Origin of the sequence: Paenibacillus sp. J53TS2 (genome assembly GCF_018403305.1) — a bacterium.
GTDB lineage: Bacteria > Bacillota > Bacilli > Paenibacillales > Paenibacillaceae > Fontibacillus > Fontibacillus rhizolycopersici.
Genome location: NZ_BOSK01000003.1, coordinates 51,056 through 68,472, shown reverse-complemented (window position 1 = coordinate 68,472; position 17,417 = coordinate 51,056). Strand labels below are relative to the sequence as shown.

Below are 17,417 nucleotides of genomic sequence, written 5' to 3'. Positions count from 1 at the left end.
TTGAGGTTATACCAGGTAGAACGAAACGCCGAGTATGGCATAAACCGCCAGAAGCAGTAAACCCTCATACCAGTTTGTTTGACCGTCTTGGGTGATCGACTTGGCGATGAACACCGAGACGCCAATCGCGGCCAACTCGATCACGGTAAAGACGATATCCATTGGTTTGCCGAATAGATGGCTGACGAAGATCAGCACCGGAGCGACGAACAAAGCGATCTGCAAGCTGGAGCCAACGGCGATCTCTACGGCTGCTCCGATTTTGTTCTTCAAGGCCAGCATGATGGCTGCGCTGTGTTCGGCGGCATTGCCGACGATAGCTACGACAAAGGCCCCGACGAAGAGTTCGCTCAGCCCGAATTCAGCGGTAAACGTGTCAAGCGTATGTACAAGCCATTCGCTGACGAAAGCAACCATAACGGTGGCGATCACCAGGTAGAGAATGGATTGACCTTTTGACCAGGCCGGAGCATGCTCGTGCGGCAACTCCTCTGCGTCTTTCTCACTGATGTCGGCAAGGTAATTCTTATGCGTGACCATGGAGAAGATCAGCCACAGCAAGTAAGCGACGATCAGGATCCCGGCGACGACCAGGCTGAGCGTAGAACGGTCAGCCTCATGGAGAACATGGGTTTGCAGAAATATCGCCGGGACGAACAAGGCGATGATCGCCACGATCATGAGCGAGCCGTTCATGCCAGCCAGGGCGACGTTATATTTTTGCACCTTGTGCTTCAGACCCCCGGCAAACAAGCTGAGTCCGAGGACGAGCAGCAGGTTTCCGATGATGGAGCCGGTAATGCTGGCCTTCACCATATCGAATAGTCCTTCCCGGACGAGCATGATGGCGATAATTAATTCGGCGGCATTACCGAAGGTCGCATTGAGGAAGCCGCCCAGCCGTTGCCCCGCGTAATGCGCTACACTTTCCGTCGCCCGGCCGAGAAAGCCGGCCACCAGAACCACGGCGATCGCGGAGATGATAAATTCCAAAGTTGCTGACCAATGCGCGTAATGCCCGATGGCACTAAGTGCAAAGAAAATCAGCAGCAATGCAGGTGAAATATACTTTTTCATGGAACACCTCGTGTTAGTCATTTTTTGGCAAAAGCCGAATGTAACAATTTTACTCAAAAATAAGCTGAAGGTCTACATTTGCTTTAAATCGACTTCCGATTTACAATGAAACTAATGAGGTTGAAGGAGGAATGACCATGACCGAACAACTGCAGTTGGATAATGGGCTGATTCGGATTTCAGACGATGTCGTTGCGAAAATCGCCGGAATGGCCGCTCTGGAGACACCGGGGATTGCCGCGATGTCCGGAGGGCTGTCCGAAGGCTGGGCGAAACGGTTAAGCGGCAAAAATGTGCAAAAGGGCGTGACGGTCGAAGTCGGTCAATTGGAGGCGGCCATCGACTTGCGGATTATCGTGTTGTACGAGACACCGATCCACGAGGTTTGCCGGATGCTTCAGCAAAATGTTCGAGAAGCGGTAGAGAGCATGACGGGGCTTAAAATTGTAGAAGTGAACGTGAAAGTCGAGGGCGTCGCGTTTAAGGACGATGAGATCTGATCGATCCTACCTTGACCTTCTGCAGCATATAGAGTTTCGCTTTCGGCCTCGAATGACCGGATTGCTGGCATAAGCAACAAACACAAAGAAGACTACGGAGCGATTGCTTCCGTAGTCTTCTTTGCGATTAGGACTATTATCCGCGCCGTGTCTGGCTTCGCATTTCAAACGGCGTTGATTCACGAATCACCACCGACTTGGTGCGTTCCTGCTTCACCGGCAGAGACGATTCGCGCGATATACTAAGCACGATCCCCATTGACACCATCGTGACGAGCAGCGAAGAGCCGCCGTAACTGATGAAGGGCAACGTGACGCCGGTCACCGGAATGGTGTTGGTGACGCCGCCGATGTTAACGAAGGCCTGAATCGCGATTAATCCCATGATTCCGACCCCAGCGAGCGTGCCAAACGTGCTTTGACAGCGAAGCGATACCAGCAGCCCGCGCCAAATGAAGTAAATATAAAATAGCAAGAAGATCAAAGTCCCGATAAAGCCAAACTCTTCGCCGATGACGGAGAAGATGAAGTCATTATACGCATTCGGCAAATAGTGCAGTTTCTGAATCCCTTGTCCGAATCCGGTGCCGGTGAGTCCGCCATGACCGATTGCGGTGAGCGATTGAATCAGGTTATAGCCGGTTCCTTGCGTATCATGCCAAGGATCCAGGAAGGCCTCGATCCGGCCCATCCGATAATCGCCACCCGCAGCAACGGTCGGATCGGGAGGGTTGATTTTGTCCCACAACGCTCCGACACCAAGCACGATGCTTGCGCCAAGCACGAGTAGCGCGATCGAACCGAGAATATGCTTCAAATTAGCGCCGCCGGCGAAAATAATGAGCCCAGCCGTAGCGACGAGAATCAGACAGGAACCAAGGTCTGGCTGGAGCATGATCAAGCCGGCAACGAAGCCGACGATCACCATAACCGGGATATACCCGGTTCTTAAATCCCGAAATCGCTCGCCTTTCTTGGAAATGAGGGCCGATAAGTACAAGATCGTCGTGATTTTGGCCAGCTCCGTTGGTTGAATCCCCAGCGTGCCGATAGTAAACCAACTGGTCGCGCCATTGATGCGCCCACCGATGAAAGGGACGAGCAACAGCATGATGATGGCCAGAATAAAAATGGGTATAAACAGCTTCTTATATTTCTCGTAAGGGATATTCATCGTCACGAACATACCGACAAGCCCGATCAGGCCGAATATCATTTGCCGTTTGGTAAAATACATCGGGTCATATCCGAAATTTTCGTTGACCAGCGTGATGCTGGAGCTGGAGCTGAATACCATGACGATTCCGAAACCGACCATCAGTAAGGTCAAGATGAGCAATTGAAAATCGGGGGCTCCGCGTCTTGGTTTCTCTGTGCCTTCTTTCATCGCCGTGTCCGCTTAGGCCTCAAGAAGTTCCTTCAATTCCGTCAATTTATGATTGGCGGTCTTCATTACCATTGCGGGAATCTCCGATTCATACTCTAATCCATGCGGAAAAGTGGCCCGCCCCATATAGACCGCTTCGATCGCCAGTACCGTGTCCGGACGTTCCAGTTTGCCTTCTACTGCCCGCGTGTTGATACGGAGGTAGTAGTCACTGTTATTGTATTCGATTTTAAAATCGTATGTAGCGCGATAGTATTCCCATTGCCAGCGTACGAAGCCCACCTTCTCCGCAGCTTCGTCCAAGTATGCCAAATCGCTTTGCAGTCCGTCCAATCCGGTATTTTCTACGATCATTGTAAAGAGTGCCCCCTTAAAAATATTGGTCCAAAAGTTCGCTGTTCAAATTGTGAACTTTCATCAAACTTATCACACTTATCCTCATGATATTATGTTTCCATCGGTTGTGCAAGCATAGGAAAACCTCGCAAATCGGCGATTTCTCGCAAGGTTGACCTGATCCATGAACCCGTTTTCTGCTACAATAAGCTAAATGAGATCGTGAAAGAAAAGAGGAGTGGGACGATGGAGGAGAAGCGATTAAGCGATTTGTTTCCATCCATGGTGGAACGGCGGCGGCACTTACACCGTCATCCGGAGCTTTCCTTCATGGAGAAAGAGACTTCGGCGCAGATCGCCGGAATCTTGCGGGGGCTAGGCATCGATACAGTAGCCAACGTCGGCGGCTTTGGACTCGTGGCCAAAATTCGGGGGGAGCTTCCCGGCAAAACGATAGCGCTTCGAGCCGACATGGACGCGCTGCCGATCCAGGACGAGAAAACGTGCGAGTACGCCTCTTTGCACCCCGGCGTGATGCACGCCTGCGGGCATGATGGCCATACGGCTACGTTGCTGGCGCTGGCCGAATACTACAGCCGGACCCAAGCGAAGCTGCGCGGAGAAATCCGACTGCTCTTCCAGCCGGCGGAAGAAGTGTGCCCTGGCGGGGCAAAATCGATGATCGAGGAAGGGGCGCTGGACGGGGTAGACGTCATTTACGGAGTTCACTTGTGGACACCCATTCCCGTCGGCATCGTGGCGAGCGCCCCGGGACCGCTGATGGCCTCGACCGATGAATTTTTCATCGATGTGCAGGGGCGTGGGGGACACGGCGGCATGCCGCACAAAACGGTGGACAGTGTAGTAGCCGCTTCGGCACTGGTGCTGCAGCTTCAAAGCGTTGTGAGCCGTTCGGTTGATCCGCTGGATCCGGCCGTCGTCACGATTGGCTCCATCCAGGGCGGCACGGCGCAGAACATCATCGCTGACCGCTGCAGGCTGTCCGGTACGGTTCGTTGCTTCCGTGAGGAGACAAGAGAGCTGATTCGCGAGCGAATCCATGTTATGGCTAAAAATACGGCAGAGGCGTACGGCGCGGAAGCCCAAATCAACTATATGATGGGTTACCCGAGCTTGGTGAACGACGAAGGTGAATACCGCCGATTTATGAAAGTGGCTCCCGGTGTATTCGGGCTTCGGGCCGAGTTGTCGCCGAAGATTATGCCGGCGGAGGATTTCGCTTACTATTTACAGCAAGTGCCGGGCTGCTTTATGTTCGTCGGGGCCGGAAACCCCGACAAAGGCGCGATTTACCCGCATCACCATCCGAAATTCGACATCGACGAGGACGCCATGCTGCATGCGGCGGGTCTGCTGGCCGCGATGGCGGAATCCTATCAGGACGAACACGCATAAACCGCTTCCTTCTTTGGCACGCTATGTCCGAAGGAGGGATATATGTTGAAAAAAGTTAGCGAAATCATGACCGATGACATCGTGACTGTGACCCCACAAGATAATGTCTATGAAGTGGCGGTAAAGATGAAAGAAAACGACACGGGGTTTATTCCGGTGGTCGAAGGCGGGGATAAGCTGATCGGCGTTATCACCGACCGGGATTTGGTCATTCGCGGGATCGCTGAGAAGCGGCCCGGCTCTACCGCGGTCGATGAAGTGATGACCAAAGGGATCAAAACCGCTTCCCGCGACATGTCGGTGGATGAGGCGGCTGAACTGATGGCCCAGCAGCAAATTCGCCGGCTTCCGGTATGCGAAGGGGATCGCTTGATCGGAATCGTTTCGATCGGCGATATGGCCGTGCGTAACATCTTTGCCGACAATGCGGGAGAAGCTTTGTCCGAAATCTCGGAGCAGGTGCATTAGGAGATGGAAACAAGCGGGAGAGGTCCGCGGCCAGTGCGGCGGACTTCTCCTTTTTGCTGATTGCGGCGAACTGAACTAAAGGAGGGCAAACCGATGAATGAAACGGGAGCATGCATCGTTCAAAGAGATTTGACGGTGCTGCTGGAGAAGGAGCATCCCGGCTTCGATACGGCACGGGAGCAGTTATCCCATTACGCCGAGTTGGTGAAGAGCCCGGCTTTCTATCATACATATCGAATCACCCCACTCACTTTATGGCACGCCGCTTCCTGTGGAATCGACGCGGACCAAGTGCTGGATCAACTTGCGTCCTTGGCCCGGTACGGGCTGCCGAGTGGTGCTGCCGAAGACATCCGACGCTGGATGGGCCGGTATGGGCAATTAAAGCTGCGTCCGATTCCTGGGGAATCGGACCGGCTGGAATTGGAGTGCGACGATACCGTTGAAGCCGGCTTCCTGGAGCATATAGCCGGCCAACTGGCTTTGCCGGCGGGGACATGGTGCCTGGTGGACGAGCGACGCCTCCATTTGCCAGCCTCGTGCCGCGGCTCCTTAAAGCAGGAGCTTGCCCGGCTGGGCTATCCCGTGCTGGACGAAGCAGGGTATCATCAAGGCCGCACCCTCGAGATCGTACTTCGGCAGGAGCTGGACGAGGGGCATCCGTTCCTGCTCAGACCGTATCAGCGGGAAGCCGTCGCTGGATTTGCCAGCGAGACGGGCGACGGCGGCAGCGGTGTCGTGGTGCTCCCCTGCGGTGCGGGCAAAACTGTGGTTGGTCTTGCGGCAATGGAAAGGTTTCAATGCGAGACGTTAATTCTGACTTCCAATGTGACTTCGGTGCGCCAATGGATTGCCGAGTTAAATTCGAAAACAACGCTGCCTGCCGAGGCGATCGGGGAGTATTCGGGCGAGAAGAAACAGGTCAAGCCGGTTACCGTATCTACGTATCAAATATTGACGCACCGCTCGCGGAAAGAGGAAGGCTTCAAGCATATGTCTTTGTTTAATGAACGTGATTGGGGGCTGATCATATACGATGAAGTGCATCTACTTCCGGCACCGATCTTTCGCGCAACGGCCGACATCCAAGCGACGAGACGCCTCGGCTTGACCGCCACGCTGGTTCGAGAGGACGGCTGCGAGCGGGATGTCTTCTCCCTGATCGGACCGAAGCGGTACGATGTTCCGTGGAGAACCCTGGAAGAAAGCGGGTTTATCGCACAGGTTGATTGTCAGGAGATCCGGGTGGCGATGCCTGAACCCCAGCAGGACAAATACGTTCAAGCCGAAGGACGGGAGAAGTTTCGCATCGCTGCGGAAAATCCATACAAAAACGAGATTGTACGGCGGCTTTTGGATCGGCATCGGGATCGTCAGGTGCTGGTTATCGGACAGTATTTGGACCAACTGCAGTGCATGGCAAGGGAGCTTCAAGTCCCGCTCATCACCGGAAGTACACCCCAGGCGGAGCGTGGCAAACTGTTTCAGGCTTTCCGCGATGGGGAACTGCAGGTCCTGGTGGTTTCGAAAGTCGCCAATTTCGCGGTAGATTTACCAGATGCTTCGGTGGCCATTCAAATATCCGGCAGTTTTGGCTCACGCCAAGAGGAGGCCCAGCGTCTGGGCCGGATCTTGCGGCCGAAGCGGGACGGCAGCCGAGCCTATTTTTATACGCTTGTTTCGGAGAACACCCGGGAGCAAGAGTTTGCTTTACGGCGGCAGTTGTTTTTGCTGGAGCAAGGTTATGAATATGCCGTGCTGAGAGATCGGGAGGGGGTTGAAGCATGAGCAGGGGATCAAGTATGCCGGCTTATGAAGGCGAGCTTCCTTTGAAGGAGATGCGGAATGCGAACTCGTTGAATGAAGCCGAAATGCAGGCGCTTCAGCTCCTGTTTCGCCGCTTTGCCGGTCAGCCGTTTAAGCTGGAACAGGCCAACGCCGCTGCGGCCGGAGACGTAAGCGGAGCGGACATACGCGCAGCGCTTCCGGCGTTGCTGCGCTCCGGAGACCTCGCCGCGGTGCGCAAAGCTTGGGGCGAGAAGCTGTATTACCTGCCGCTGGACCGGCTGCTGGGAATAGGGGACGCGTGGGGGTACGCGGAGCTGCGAGAGCAGTACTCTACGCGGGTTAGTCTGCAGCGGGAGGCGAAACCGGGCTTAGCGATGGATCTATTCCGCGCCTTAACCTGGATCGCAGGAAATGGGCTGCGAATGACGGCAAAAGGGACAATTCATCAGAAGGAACGCGGCAAGCTGGAAGCGCGGATCGCGTTGAAAGCGGAGGACGTTGCCGATCTAAAGCTAAACTATCCGCATCCGGACGTGTATTCACCCGCGCTTGCCGTCGCGCTGGATCTAATGCTGGCGTTGGGGTTGATCGTCAAGGAACGGGCGTTATGGCGGGTTCATCCGCCGGGATTGGCGGCGTGGCTATCCTTTGACCTGCAGGCAATGAACGTCGTCCTGATGCACGAAATGCTGCAGCGCTATGTACCGGCAGATGCCGCGTTACAGCATGTTGTTTTGCGAATGACGGCGGCGGATCTGAGAACCGGCGTTTGGTATTCGCTCGAGGAATTACTCGGTTCGCTCCAAGATCAGGGGCTGCTGGGACCGGACAGCAATCCGTCCACGGAGCGCGAAGTCTGGATCCAAGGTTGGTTGGACACCCTTTGCGGCTGTGGCTGGATGGAGCTCGCAAGCCATCCTGAGGACGGTGCAATGTTCCGTTGGCTGATCGAACGGAGCCCTTCTTCGTCTGTGACATCTCAAGCCGCTGAAGGAAAGCTGATTGTACAACCCGATTTCGAGCTACTCGTTCCGCCAGACGTGCCCTTTACAGTCCGTTTCGAACTGGAGGCTTATGCCGAGTTGGCTTCGTCCGGCATGATGAGCATCTATCGACTGACGCGTGCGGGGCTGGAGCAGGCTTGCCGCAAGGGCCGTACCCCACAAGACATCCTGCGGCATCTGGAGGCGTGTTCTGCCGGCATACCGGAGCCGGTTCGCGAGGCGCTCCTTCAGTGGGGACGAGAAATCGGTCGGACAACGCTGGCTGAAGCGAAGTTGCTGAGCTGCGCCGATGAGGAAGCCGCAGATCGTATCGGCAGCCTGCCGCTATTGGCCGATAAGCTAGAGCGGATTGGCCCGCTCCATTTTCTCATGAATCCGGGTTGCGAGGTGGAAGTTCTGAAGATCTTGGACGGAGAACGTTTGGCTCCCGTCAACCGGGCTTCGCAAGATCCGGACGAACCGATGTATCCGAAGTTGACGGAGATGTCAAATCCGAATGGCGAGAATCGGCAACCTCAGGAAAACCAAGGGTGGATTTACAAAGGAGCGGACTTGCATTTTTACGAACCGGATCTTGATCCGCCAGACATCGAGGAGTTGTTCCCGGGATGGACGGAATTGCCAGCCATGTGGTGGAGAGAATTGAGGAAGTATCACGCATCGACCGCACGAGAACTCGTGCAACGAGCCTTGGCCTGGCAAGCCAAACTGATGGTGCAAATCGGTGGGGAGGCTATTCTTTACGTACCGCTTACCGTGGAAGGTGAAGCGGATTGGAGAGTTAAGGTGCGGACGCTCCCTTCTTCCGAAGAACCGTCAAAGGAGACCGTTCTTTCCCCCGGGGACTGGCAAGCAATTCGCCTCATTCTCCCCGCAGGTTTACGCTATACGGGAGATTAGGAAGGATGAACCTCTTCTGCTCGCTAAAGGATTGTGGTATGATAATGTCGTCTACCTCAGGGTGGAACATTTCACATCAAAGCGAGATGAAAATTCATGAGCGTAATCGAGAAGAACACGGTCGACATGGCCGAAGTGCTGACAAACGCCTATGAATTGGGCGATATGATAAATCAATCCGCCGCCGTATCCGAATACTTATATTGGAAGCAGCGCGTGGAGGAGGATAGCGAAATTCAGGCATGGGTCAAGAAACTGGAGGCTCAGAAGGAGCTGTTCCGGGAGACCGAGCGTTTCGGACACTTCCACCCCAACTATCACGAAGCGAAGGACAAAGTGGCTGAGGTAGAGCGGGAATTGGAACGCTTCGAGGCGGTCCGCAAATTCAAAGCGGCCGAGAACGAGCTGGACGATATTCTTCACCAAATGTCGGAAATGATCGCTTATGCGGTTTCAACTACGATCAAGGTGCCAAGCAATGATCCGAACCCAAAAGGCGGCTGCGGCAGCGGCGGAAGTTGCGGCTGCGGCTAATGCAAATAGGCAGCCGAGAATTCCGGAAGAAGCGGCGGAGTCGCTGACTTTCCGGAATTTTCAATAGTTGAGGAACGGGAGGGAGAAAGTCATGTTTCCGGAGCGTACAGGCTATATCATTTGGGTCAGCGACTTAAAAGCGGCAAGGAACTTGGATAAATACGGAAGCGTGCATTATTTGTCCCGCCGGATGCATTATGTGGTGATGTATGTAAACACCGATCGGGCGGAGGAAACGATGCGGAATATCCGCAAGCTTTCTTATGTTCGCAAGATTGAGCGGTCTTACCGCGGAGAAATTAAAACGGAATACACCAAAGACGTCCCGGATAAAACCCGCTTCTATGGATTGTAACCTTCCCCATTTAAGGGGCGTCAGTGCCGTGCAGCGAACACCTTCGTTGCGCGGTATTTTTTTGCCGAAAATCGCCGTAGGACGGATGACCTGCATAGGTTGATGAGACTAAAGTTCTAAATACTCCTTTTTCTTGGGAAAAGAGAGCTTTGACCTTGTAGAAAAATAGGGTTTGTTGTAATATAATAGGCGAAAGTGCTTAGTTAAAAAGACCTAATTCAATCGTCTTCTATTTTTACAGACCTATTTAATGCGAGGTGCGGCATGAGAGACCGGGCAACGGAACGCTGGAGAACCTATGAATCCTTCCATATTGCGCTAGGGGACAAGAGAGTTGCCGATATCGTAGTGACGAATCATGCCAAACTCAGATATCAGGACAGAATCGATCGGGACAATATCGGGTTTGAACAGATTGCCGGATGGGCATGGGAATGTCTGAAGCAGGGCCGGATTACGCCGTACTATCGGAAGGAAGAGGACGTCTACCTGATTGATGACGATCTTGTGATGGTCGCTGAATTTGCGGAAATTCCGGGCGAATTTGATCTCTCCGGACGCCCGATGCACCGCATGATCATTGTAACCTTCCTGGGACGGATGTCGGAAACCATCGAACTGCGCGATTTGAAATCTTATTATTCCTGGTTGCGCCATTCCCGGCGAATGACGTTGATGAAGAATAGCCGCAAGCGCCGATAGGATGGTTACGGTGGAAAGTAGATGATGAAGAGGCTATGGAATCAAGCATGCTGGGTGACGGCATGCTTTTTTTGTTGGTCCGGGCATGCTATTGTAGGGGAAAGAACGAGAAAGGGGAGTGCCGGACGATGGCGTTGAACTACCACCAGCTCCATATTTTCTATACGGTGGCGCAACGGGGCAGCTTCTCTGCAGCCGCCCAGGCGCTGCATATGACGCAGCCTGCGGTCACGATGCAAATCCAATCGCTCGAAGATTACTTTGGCACCAAGCTGCTGGTCCGGTCCACGAAAAAGATCGAATTAACCGAAGCCGGGCATACGCTGCTTCCGTTCGCTCGCCAAAGCGTGGAATTGATCCGCGAAACGGAACAGGCGATGTCGCGGCATACCTCCATGTTGGAAGGGCGGTTACAACTCGGTTCCAGCTTGACGATCGGGGAATACGTCCTGCCCCGGTTACTAGGGCCATTCGGCCAACGGTATCCGCATATTTCGATCGTTATGAAGGTGATCAATACGACGCAAATCATCGATGAAATCATGAATCACCAGCTTAATTTCGGATTGGTCGAAGCCCCGGTTCAGCATCCGGATATGGTATCCGAGCCCGTCATGGAAGACGAACTCAAGCTGATCGTTCCTGCCGGTCACCCGTTGTCGGGGAGAAAATCCGTCACGATGGAGGAAGCGGTTCATTACCCATTCGTGCTGAGAGAGAAAGGCTCCGGCACCCGCCAGGTGATGGAGGATGAAATGCGCAGGCGAGGGGTCGATATCAGCCGAATTCACACCGTTATGGAACTCGGAAGCACCGGGGCGGTGAAATCGGCGGTGGAGGCCGGAATCGGCATCACGATCATTTCGCCTTCTTCCGTGAAGCATGAGCAGGCGCTGGGACTGCTGGAGGTGCTGGATATTGAAGGGCTGTCATTTAAACGAATGTTTTATTCGATTCATTTGAAATCGACGCTGCTACCGGTTACCGCGGTGACATTTTTAACCTTCTTGCGGGAATATCCGCAAACGACTTCAGGGCATAGCTCACCTTAAGGAGGGGATGGACATGGAAAAGCAGACAGCAATGGAACGTTATGACCTACATACGCACACTCAAGCTTCGGACGGGATGAATCAACCGGCGGAAAATGTGAGGATGGCCAAAGAGAAAGGGCTAACGGGCTTGGCCATCACGGACCATGATACCGTTGCCGGGATCGCGGAGGCACTGCTGGCCGGGAAAGAGCTTGGATTGGACGTCGTCCCCGGCATCGAAATCAGTACCCGGGTCGGAGAAAAAGATATTCATGTACTGGGGTACTTTGTAGATCCGGAGGATAACCGGTTTAAGGAGCGGTTAGCCCGGCTGCGCTTGGTGCGAGAAGAGCGGAATGGGTTGATTATCGCTAAGCTCCAGCAATTAGGCCTTTCGATTACACTGGAGGAGGTGAAGGCGGGGCTATCCCGACCGCTGCGTCCGGATGAAAGCCTCGGTCGACCCCATATCGCCGATACCCTCGTCCGCAAAGGGTATGTGTCCGATATGCGGGATGCCTTTGATCGGTATTTGGCCGAAGGCAAACCGGGATACGCCTCGTTGCCGCGCATCGCCCCGGAGGAGGCAATCGCCTGGATCCGTGAGGCGGGCGGAGTGCCGGTGCTGGCTCATCCAGGTCTATACAGCGATGATGATTTGGTACGGTCGATCGTAGAGCGCGGGAAGCCGGCCGGGATCGAGGTGTACCACTCCGACCACGGGCCGGAGGAGGAGCTCCGTTATGCTGCGATGGCTGAGAAGTATGGGCTCATCGTCACCGGTGGGTCCGATTACCACGGCGTGCGGCAGGGCGTCGTATTCCATGGGGATTTGGGCGGACGCACGGCTCCGCCAGGGACGGTTGAACGGCTGAGGCAGACGGCGGCAGCTGCATGGGCAGAAGAGAACTGAAAAAACGGTGTTCCGAAGGGGTTATGAATCTTGAATCCCTTTGGAGCACCGTTTATTTATGGAGCAAATGCAAAAGTGCAGCAGTTTCGGAAGAGTTCAACTGCACTTTTGCATTTGGACCTTCATATGGGCGGGCGGTCCTTCCCACGCGAGCCTCGGTCATCAGCCGTTTTTCACCGTATTCGGCAATGTCTTAATCATCTGCTCCTCCGGCGTGACGAATAACGTCCGCTGATGGTCGTAAATCACGAAGCCGGGTTTGGCACCGCTTGGTTTGCGGACGTGACGGATCAACGTGCAGTCGACTGGGACGCTGCTCGATTGCTTCGCCTGGCTGAAATAGGCGGCGAGCTGCGCGGCTTCATTCAGCGTCGCGTCACCATACGACTCGCTGCGGATCAGCACGTGCGAACCTGGAATGTCTTTGGTGTGCAGCCAAGTATCGTTGGGTTTGCCGAGCCGATTCGTGACGTATTCGTTTTGCAGGTTGTTTTTGCCGACGTAAATTTCGATGCCCTCCGACGAGGTATAGACATGCAGCGTCGGACGATCGCCTTTTTTCTTCTTCTTCCCCCGTTTGGCCCGATCCCGTAAGTACCCTTGCTGGGTCAGCTCCTCGCGGATCTCGTCGATATCGCTTAACGTCGCGTCATTCAACTGCTGCAGCAAGCCTTCGAGATAGGCGACTTCCCCCTTGGCTAGTACCATTTGCTCGTCGATGACAGCGAGGCTGTTCTTGAACTTGTTGTATTTCTTAAAATAACGCTGGGCGTTCTCCGAAGGCGTCAGCAGCGGATCCAACGGAATCGTCTCCATCTTCTGCTCTTCATCGTAATAGTTGACCAGTTCAGCGGAGGTGTCGCCTTTATGGATCGCATGTAGCGAAGGAAGGAGCAACTCACCCCAGATGCGGTAACGTTCGGCGTCCTCCGCTTCGTTCAAGTCTTGCTCCAAGTTGGTCAGCTTCTTTACATTTTTGTTCCGCTCGTTCTGCAGGAAACGTAGCAGGTCGCTCGTCTTTTGCTTGACCGTATCCCGCAGTGCTTTATCCCCGTAGTAGTCCTCCATGCATTCGCTGATCGAAGGGTAGGTGCGAATTTCCCCGCAGGCGCTTGTGAGCCGAATAGCGGAGAAGATGCTCTTCCCCTTTGCGTTCTCGCCGGTCATGGGGGCGTATTGTTGGCCGCGAACCTCCTCCATTAATTCGGAAGAAGCCTGCCACAACCGCTCCGCCTCCTCCGGGTTCAGCCCGATCTCCATCGCGGCAACGCCAACTCCGGCACGAGCGTAGATTTCGCCGGCCATCAGCGGACTTAGTCCGCCAAAGGCGTCGACCAGCCATCCGCTGCCAGTGCCTTTGCCTTCGGCCGTTGCCGCTCGCCAAGCAGCCATAAAGGACTCGCGATCCGCTTCAAGCGGATTGCGCTTATGCTGCTCCGGCGGCGCCGTATAGGCGAACCCGGGCATGACGACCCGGTAGCCGGAAATCGCCGGCGTTACGTGATGAATTCCGTCCAACTGGGTCCCGGTGGCCGGATCGACCAGAATGATGTTGCTGTGTCGTCCCATCAATTCGACGATGATTCGTTTGATGGATAAGTCGCCGAGCTCGTCGCGCGTACGAACGTCGATATGGATGATCCGTTCCATGCCGACCTGGGTCACGGCTTCAATGCTGCCACCTTCGCAGTACTTGCGCAGCAGCATGCAAAACATCGGCGCCTCTAGCGGATTGGGAAATGACGCTTCCGTGAAATGAACCCGCGGATACGTCGGGTTTGCCGACAGCAAGAGTCGTTTGTTGCCAGCCTGCGTGCGCAGGTGAAAGACGAGATCGCTCCCTGCAGGCTGATGTATTTTATTGATGCGACCGCCGATGCAAACTTGCAGTTCGTGTACGATCGCTCGAGTTACGATACCGTCGAGTGCCATTTTATGAGATTCTCCTATTCTTTTCTTATAAATGAAAGAGGTTGTTCAGCGATGGAGCCTTCCTCTATGATGCCATACTTCGGGCAAAAACTTAAGGGCTCCTCTGTGATAATTTGGGACTGGCCGGAATACATTTACCCTAGGTGGAAAAGCCTTCACGCCGATACTGCATAATAAACGGAAGGGGAATAAGGAGGATGGAACAAAAATTCTGGCACCAGTGGAGCAGTGAAGCGCTTCTGGAACGCTTCGGCGTCACGCGTGAACAGGGCCTGACCGATGAAGAAGCGCTGAAGAGACGCGAGGAGTCCGGCTGGAACGAACTGCAGGAGGGAGAACGTATCTCCCCGATCCTGCTGTTTCTGAACCAGTTTAAGGATTTTATGATGCTGGTGCTGATGGGCGCCACGCTGATTTCTGGTTTTCTCGGCGAATATCTGGATGCCATCACGATCATCGCCATCGTTATTCTGAACGGGGTGCTTGGATTCATCCAGGAATTCCGCGCGGAACGTTCCCTACGGGCGCTGAAAGAGCTGTCCGCGCCCCATGCTAACGTACTACGCCATGGTGTCGTCAAGAACATACCGGCTAGAGAGCTTGTTCCGGGAGATATCGTTCTGCTGGAAAGCGGGGACCGGATTCCTGCGGATATCCGTTGGTTAGCCACAAATAGCCTGGACGTGGAAGAATCCGCATTGACCGGCGAATCCCATCCGGTGGGTAAACATGCGGGAGTGCTTAGCGAAAGCGATGTTCCGCTGGGTGACCAGAAGAATATCGGCTTCATGGGCACGATGATCACGCGCGGTACGGGTCGAGGAGTCGTCATTCGCACGGGTATGGACACCGAGATGGGAAAAATCGCCGATTTGATCCAAAATACCGAGGTCCAAGAAACCCCGCTGCAGCGGCGTCTGGAGCAGCTCGGCAAAATTCTGATTTACATGGCGCTTGGCTTGACCGTTGTTGTGGTGCTGCTGGGGATCCTGCAAGGACAGCCGGCAAACAGCATGTTCTTTGCCGGGGTCAGTCTGGCCGTTGCGGCTATTCCGGAAGGTTTGCCGGCCATCGTGACGATCGCATTGGCGTTGGGCGTGCAGCGTATGATCAAGCGCAAGGCGATCGTCCGCAAGCTGCCGTCGGTGGAGACCCTGGGCTGCGCCTCGGTCATCTGTTCGGATAAGACCGGCACGCTGACCCAGAACAAAATGACCGTTACCCGGGTGTGGTTGGAAGGACGGTCGCTGGAAGTGACGGGCGAAGGGTACGAGCCTGTAGGGAACATTCTCGATCAAGGCATGCCCGTCGATTTGCGCAAGGACCAAAGCCTGCGCCGGCTGCTGCAAATCAGCGCCTTGTGCAGCAACGCGGTCATCTATGAGGACGACCCGGAGAAGCGTGGCCGCCGCAAGACGAAGGAAGAGGCTGCCCAAGTCGGCCCGCTCTGGAAGCTAAAGGGCGACCCCACTGAGGGAGCATTGGTCACGCTAGCTTCCAAAATGGGCTTGTCGCCCGTAACCTTAAGCGGGATGTATGCCCGCGATCAGGAGTTTCCTTTCGATTCTAAGCGCAAGCGGATGTCCGTGATCGTCTCCCATCAAGGTGGCAAAATGGCGCTGGTCAAAGGCGCGCCGGACATGCTGCTGGAGCGATGTTCCTATATTTTGTGGGAAGGCAAAGTCGTCCCCTTCACCGGCACGTTCCGGCAGAAAGTGCAAGCGGCCAATGAACAAATGGCGCGCAGCGCGCTGCGCGTGCTCGGGATGGCTTACCGCGACTTAAAACCAGCGGAAGGGTCGGATCACGAGGATCATGTGGAATCGCAGCTGATCTTCGTCGGCTTGACCGGGATGATCGATCCGCCGCGCCGCGAAGCACGGGATGCCATCACGGTCTGCCGCCGGGCCGGCATCAAGACGGTGATGATCACCGGCGACCACGGATTAACGGCGGAGGCGATCGCAGCGGATCTCGGCATTTTGCCGCGAGGTGGTACCTCGATGTCGGGCCAACAGCTGGAGATGCTTAGTGACGAAGAACTGGAGAAGCAAGTCGAGAACATTTACGTGTACTCCCGGGTATCCCCGGAGCATAAGCTGCGGATCGTTAAGGCGCTGCAGCGGAATGGGCATGTCGTGGCGATGACGGGCGACGGTGTGAACGACGCGCCGGCGATCAAGGCGGCCGATATCGGCATCGCCATGGGCATAACGGGCACCGACGTGTCGAAGGAAGCGTCCTCGCTGATCCTAAGCGACGATAACTTCACATCCATCGTGGCTGCGATTGAAGAAGGCCGCAGTATTTACGAGAACATCCGTAAATTCATTCGTTATTTGCTGGCTTCCAATGTCGGTGAGATTTTAACGATGTTCTTCGCCATGCTGGCCGGCTTGCCGCTGCCGCTCTTGCCGATCCAGATTTTATGGGTCAACCTCGTGACCGACGGTTTGCCAGCGATGGCGTTGGGTGTCGACCAGCCAGAGAAGGATCTGATGGAGCACAAACCGCGCGGCGCAAACGAGAATATCTTTGCACGGCGTTTGGGCTGGAAGATCATCAGCCGAGGGGTGCTCATCGGCCTTTGCACGCTAGGTGCCTTCTGGCTGACACTTCGGGTCGCGCCAAGCGATCCGGCGCAGTTGATCAAAGCGCAATCGGTCGCTTTCGCCACCCTGGTCATGGCACAGCTGATCCATGTGTTCGATTGCCGCAGCTCGCGTTCGATTTTCCACCGCAACATTTTGCAAAATAAATATCTGGTAGCCGCCGTTCTGTCGTCGATCGCGCTGTTGCTAGGAGTCATGTACATCGAACCGCTGCAACCGATCTTCAAAACGGTACCGCTTGGCATGCGGGAGTGGGCGATCACATTGGTAGCCGCAGGCATTCCGACCTTCCTGATGGGTGCGGGCAGCGTTTGGTCCAGCAAACGAAACCGGCGTAGCAGCGGGCCTCGCCCGTTCGTCACCGCGAAAAGTACAAATATTCGTGCATAAAATCAATACCTTTTGCCCCGGGCAAAAGATAGACTAACCCTATCATTTAACGATGCAGGAGTGGGTTAG

The 17,417-nt window shown here is 54.8% G+C and carries 15 protein-coding genes; 11 read left to right on the top strand and 4 right to left on the bottom strand.

The window, feature by feature from the left end; genetic code table 11:
* Positions 1 to 6: 6 nt before the first annotated feature.
* Entirely contained in the window at positions 7 to 1,077 is a 1,071-nt protein-coding gene (gene cax / locus KJS42_RS08170; protein ID WP_155605551.1) for a calcium/proton exchanger, read from the bottom strand.
* A gap of 137 nt (positions 1,078 to 1,214) precedes the next feature.
* On the opposite strand from cax, the gene KJS42_RS08165 reads away from it, so the two are divergent.
* On the top strand, positions 1,215 to 1,577 hold the full coding sequence (locus KJS42_RS08165; RefSeq protein ID WP_016311598.1) for an Asp23/Gls24 family envelope stress response protein: 363 nt from the start codon (positions 1,215 to 1,217) through the stop codon (positions 1,575 to 1,577).
* A 136-nt stretch (positions 1,578 to 1,713) separates the two neighbouring features.
* On the opposite strand, the gene ftsW is transcribed toward KJS42_RS08165, so the two are convergent.
* Together ftsW and KJS42_RS08155 are read right to left on the bottom strand one after the other, a co-directional pair.
* The gene (ftsW, locus tag KJS42_RS08160; RefSeq protein WP_155605550.1) at positions 1,714 to 2,964 is read right to left on the bottom strand and encodes a putative lipid II flippase FtsW; all 1,251 of its coding nucleotides are present in this window, start codon (positions 2,962 to 2,964) and stop codon (positions 1,714 to 1,716) included.
* A gap of 12 nt (positions 2,965 to 2,976) precedes the next feature.
* On the bottom strand, positions 2,977 to 3,318 hold the full coding sequence (locus KJS42_RS08155; protein ID WP_155605549.1) for a YugN family protein: 342 nt from the start codon (positions 3,316 to 3,318) through the stop codon (positions 2,977 to 2,979).
* 228 nt (positions 3,319 to 3,546) lie between these two features.
* Between KJS42_RS08155 and KJS42_RS08150 the strand changes: the two genes are divergently transcribed.
* The 9 genes from KJS42_RS08150 to KJS42_RS08110 all read left to right on the top strand — a co-directional run bounded on the left by KJS42_RS08150 (position 3,547) and on the right by KJS42_RS08110 (position 12,414).
* Positions 3,547 to 4,716: a M20 family metallopeptidase gene (locus tag KJS42_RS08150; protein WP_155605548.1), complete on the top strand. Its 1,170-nt coding sequence runs from the start codon at positions 3,547 to 3,549 to the stop codon at positions 4,714 to 4,716.
* Positions 4,717 to 4,761: 45 nt separating this feature from the next.
* Positions 4,762 to 5,184: a CBS domain-containing protein gene (locus KJS42_RS08145; RefSeq protein ID WP_155605592.1), complete on the top strand. Its 423-nt coding sequence runs from the start codon at positions 4,762 to 4,764 to the stop codon at positions 5,182 to 5,184.
* A gap of 93 nt (positions 5,185 to 5,277) precedes the next feature.
* Positions 5,278 to 6,972: a DNA repair helicase XPB gene (locus KJS42_RS08140; RefSeq protein ID WP_213622560.1), complete on the top strand. Its 1,695-nt coding sequence runs from the start codon at positions 5,278 to 5,280 to the stop codon at positions 6,970 to 6,972.
* Entirely contained in the window at positions 6,969 to 8,876 is a 1,908-nt protein-coding gene (locus KJS42_RS08135) for a helicase-associated domain-containing protein (protein WP_213622559.1), read from the top strand. Before KJS42_RS08140 ends, KJS42_RS08135 begins: the two co-directional genes overlap by 4 nt.
* Positions 8,877 to 8,972: 96 nt before the next feature.
* A complete protein-coding gene (locus KJS42_RS08130; RefSeq protein ID WP_155605545.1) occupies positions 8,973 to 9,410 on the top strand; it encodes a YlbF/YmcA family competence regulator in 438 nt (145 codons plus the stop codon).
* Between the two features lie 91 nt (positions 9,411 to 9,501).
* Positions 9,502 to 9,765 carry a YlbG family protein gene (locus KJS42_RS08125; RefSeq protein ID WP_155605544.1) on the top strand — a complete coding sequence of 88 codons (264 nt, stop codon included), beginning with the start codon at positions 9,502 to 9,504 and terminating at the stop codon, positions 9,763 to 9,765.
* Positions 9,766 to 10,029: 264 nt separating this feature from the next.
* Positions 10,030 to 10,467 carry a hypothetical protein gene (locus KJS42_RS08120; protein WP_155605543.1) on the top strand — a complete coding sequence of 146 codons (438 nt, stop codon included), beginning with the start codon at positions 10,030 to 10,032 and terminating at the stop codon, positions 10,465 to 10,467.
* 128 nt (positions 10,468 to 10,595) lie between these two features.
* Positions 10,596 to 11,519: a selenium metabolism-associated LysR family transcriptional regulator gene (locus KJS42_RS08115; RefSeq protein ID WP_155605542.1), complete on the top strand. Its 924-nt coding sequence runs from the start codon at positions 10,596 to 10,598 to the stop codon at positions 11,517 to 11,519.
* A 13-nt stretch (positions 11,520 to 11,532) separates the two neighbouring features.
* Positions 11,533 to 12,414, top strand: a complete 882-nt coding sequence (locus KJS42_RS08110; RefSeq protein WP_213622558.1) for a PHP domain-containing protein — start codon at positions 11,533 to 11,535, stop codon at positions 12,412 to 12,414.
* A 162-nt stretch (positions 12,415 to 12,576) separates the two neighbouring features.
* Here KJS42_RS08110 and KJS42_RS08105 read toward each other — a convergent pair whose 3' ends face one another.
* Positions 12,577 to 14,346 (bottom strand): Rqc2 family fibronectin-binding protein, encoded by a 1,770-nt coding sequence (locus KJS42_RS08105; RefSeq protein ID WP_213622557.1) that lies wholly within the window; start codon positions 14,344 to 14,346, stop codon positions 12,577 to 12,579.
* Positions 14,347 to 14,543: 197 nt separating this feature from the next.
* Between KJS42_RS08105 and KJS42_RS08100 the strand changes: the two genes are divergently transcribed.
* Positions 14,544 to 17,348, top strand: a complete 2,805-nt coding sequence (locus KJS42_RS08100; protein ID WP_193418630.1) for a calcium-translocating P-type ATPase, SERCA-type — start codon at positions 14,544 to 14,546, stop codon at positions 17,346 to 17,348.
* Positions 17,349 to 17,417: the final 69 nt, after the last annotated feature.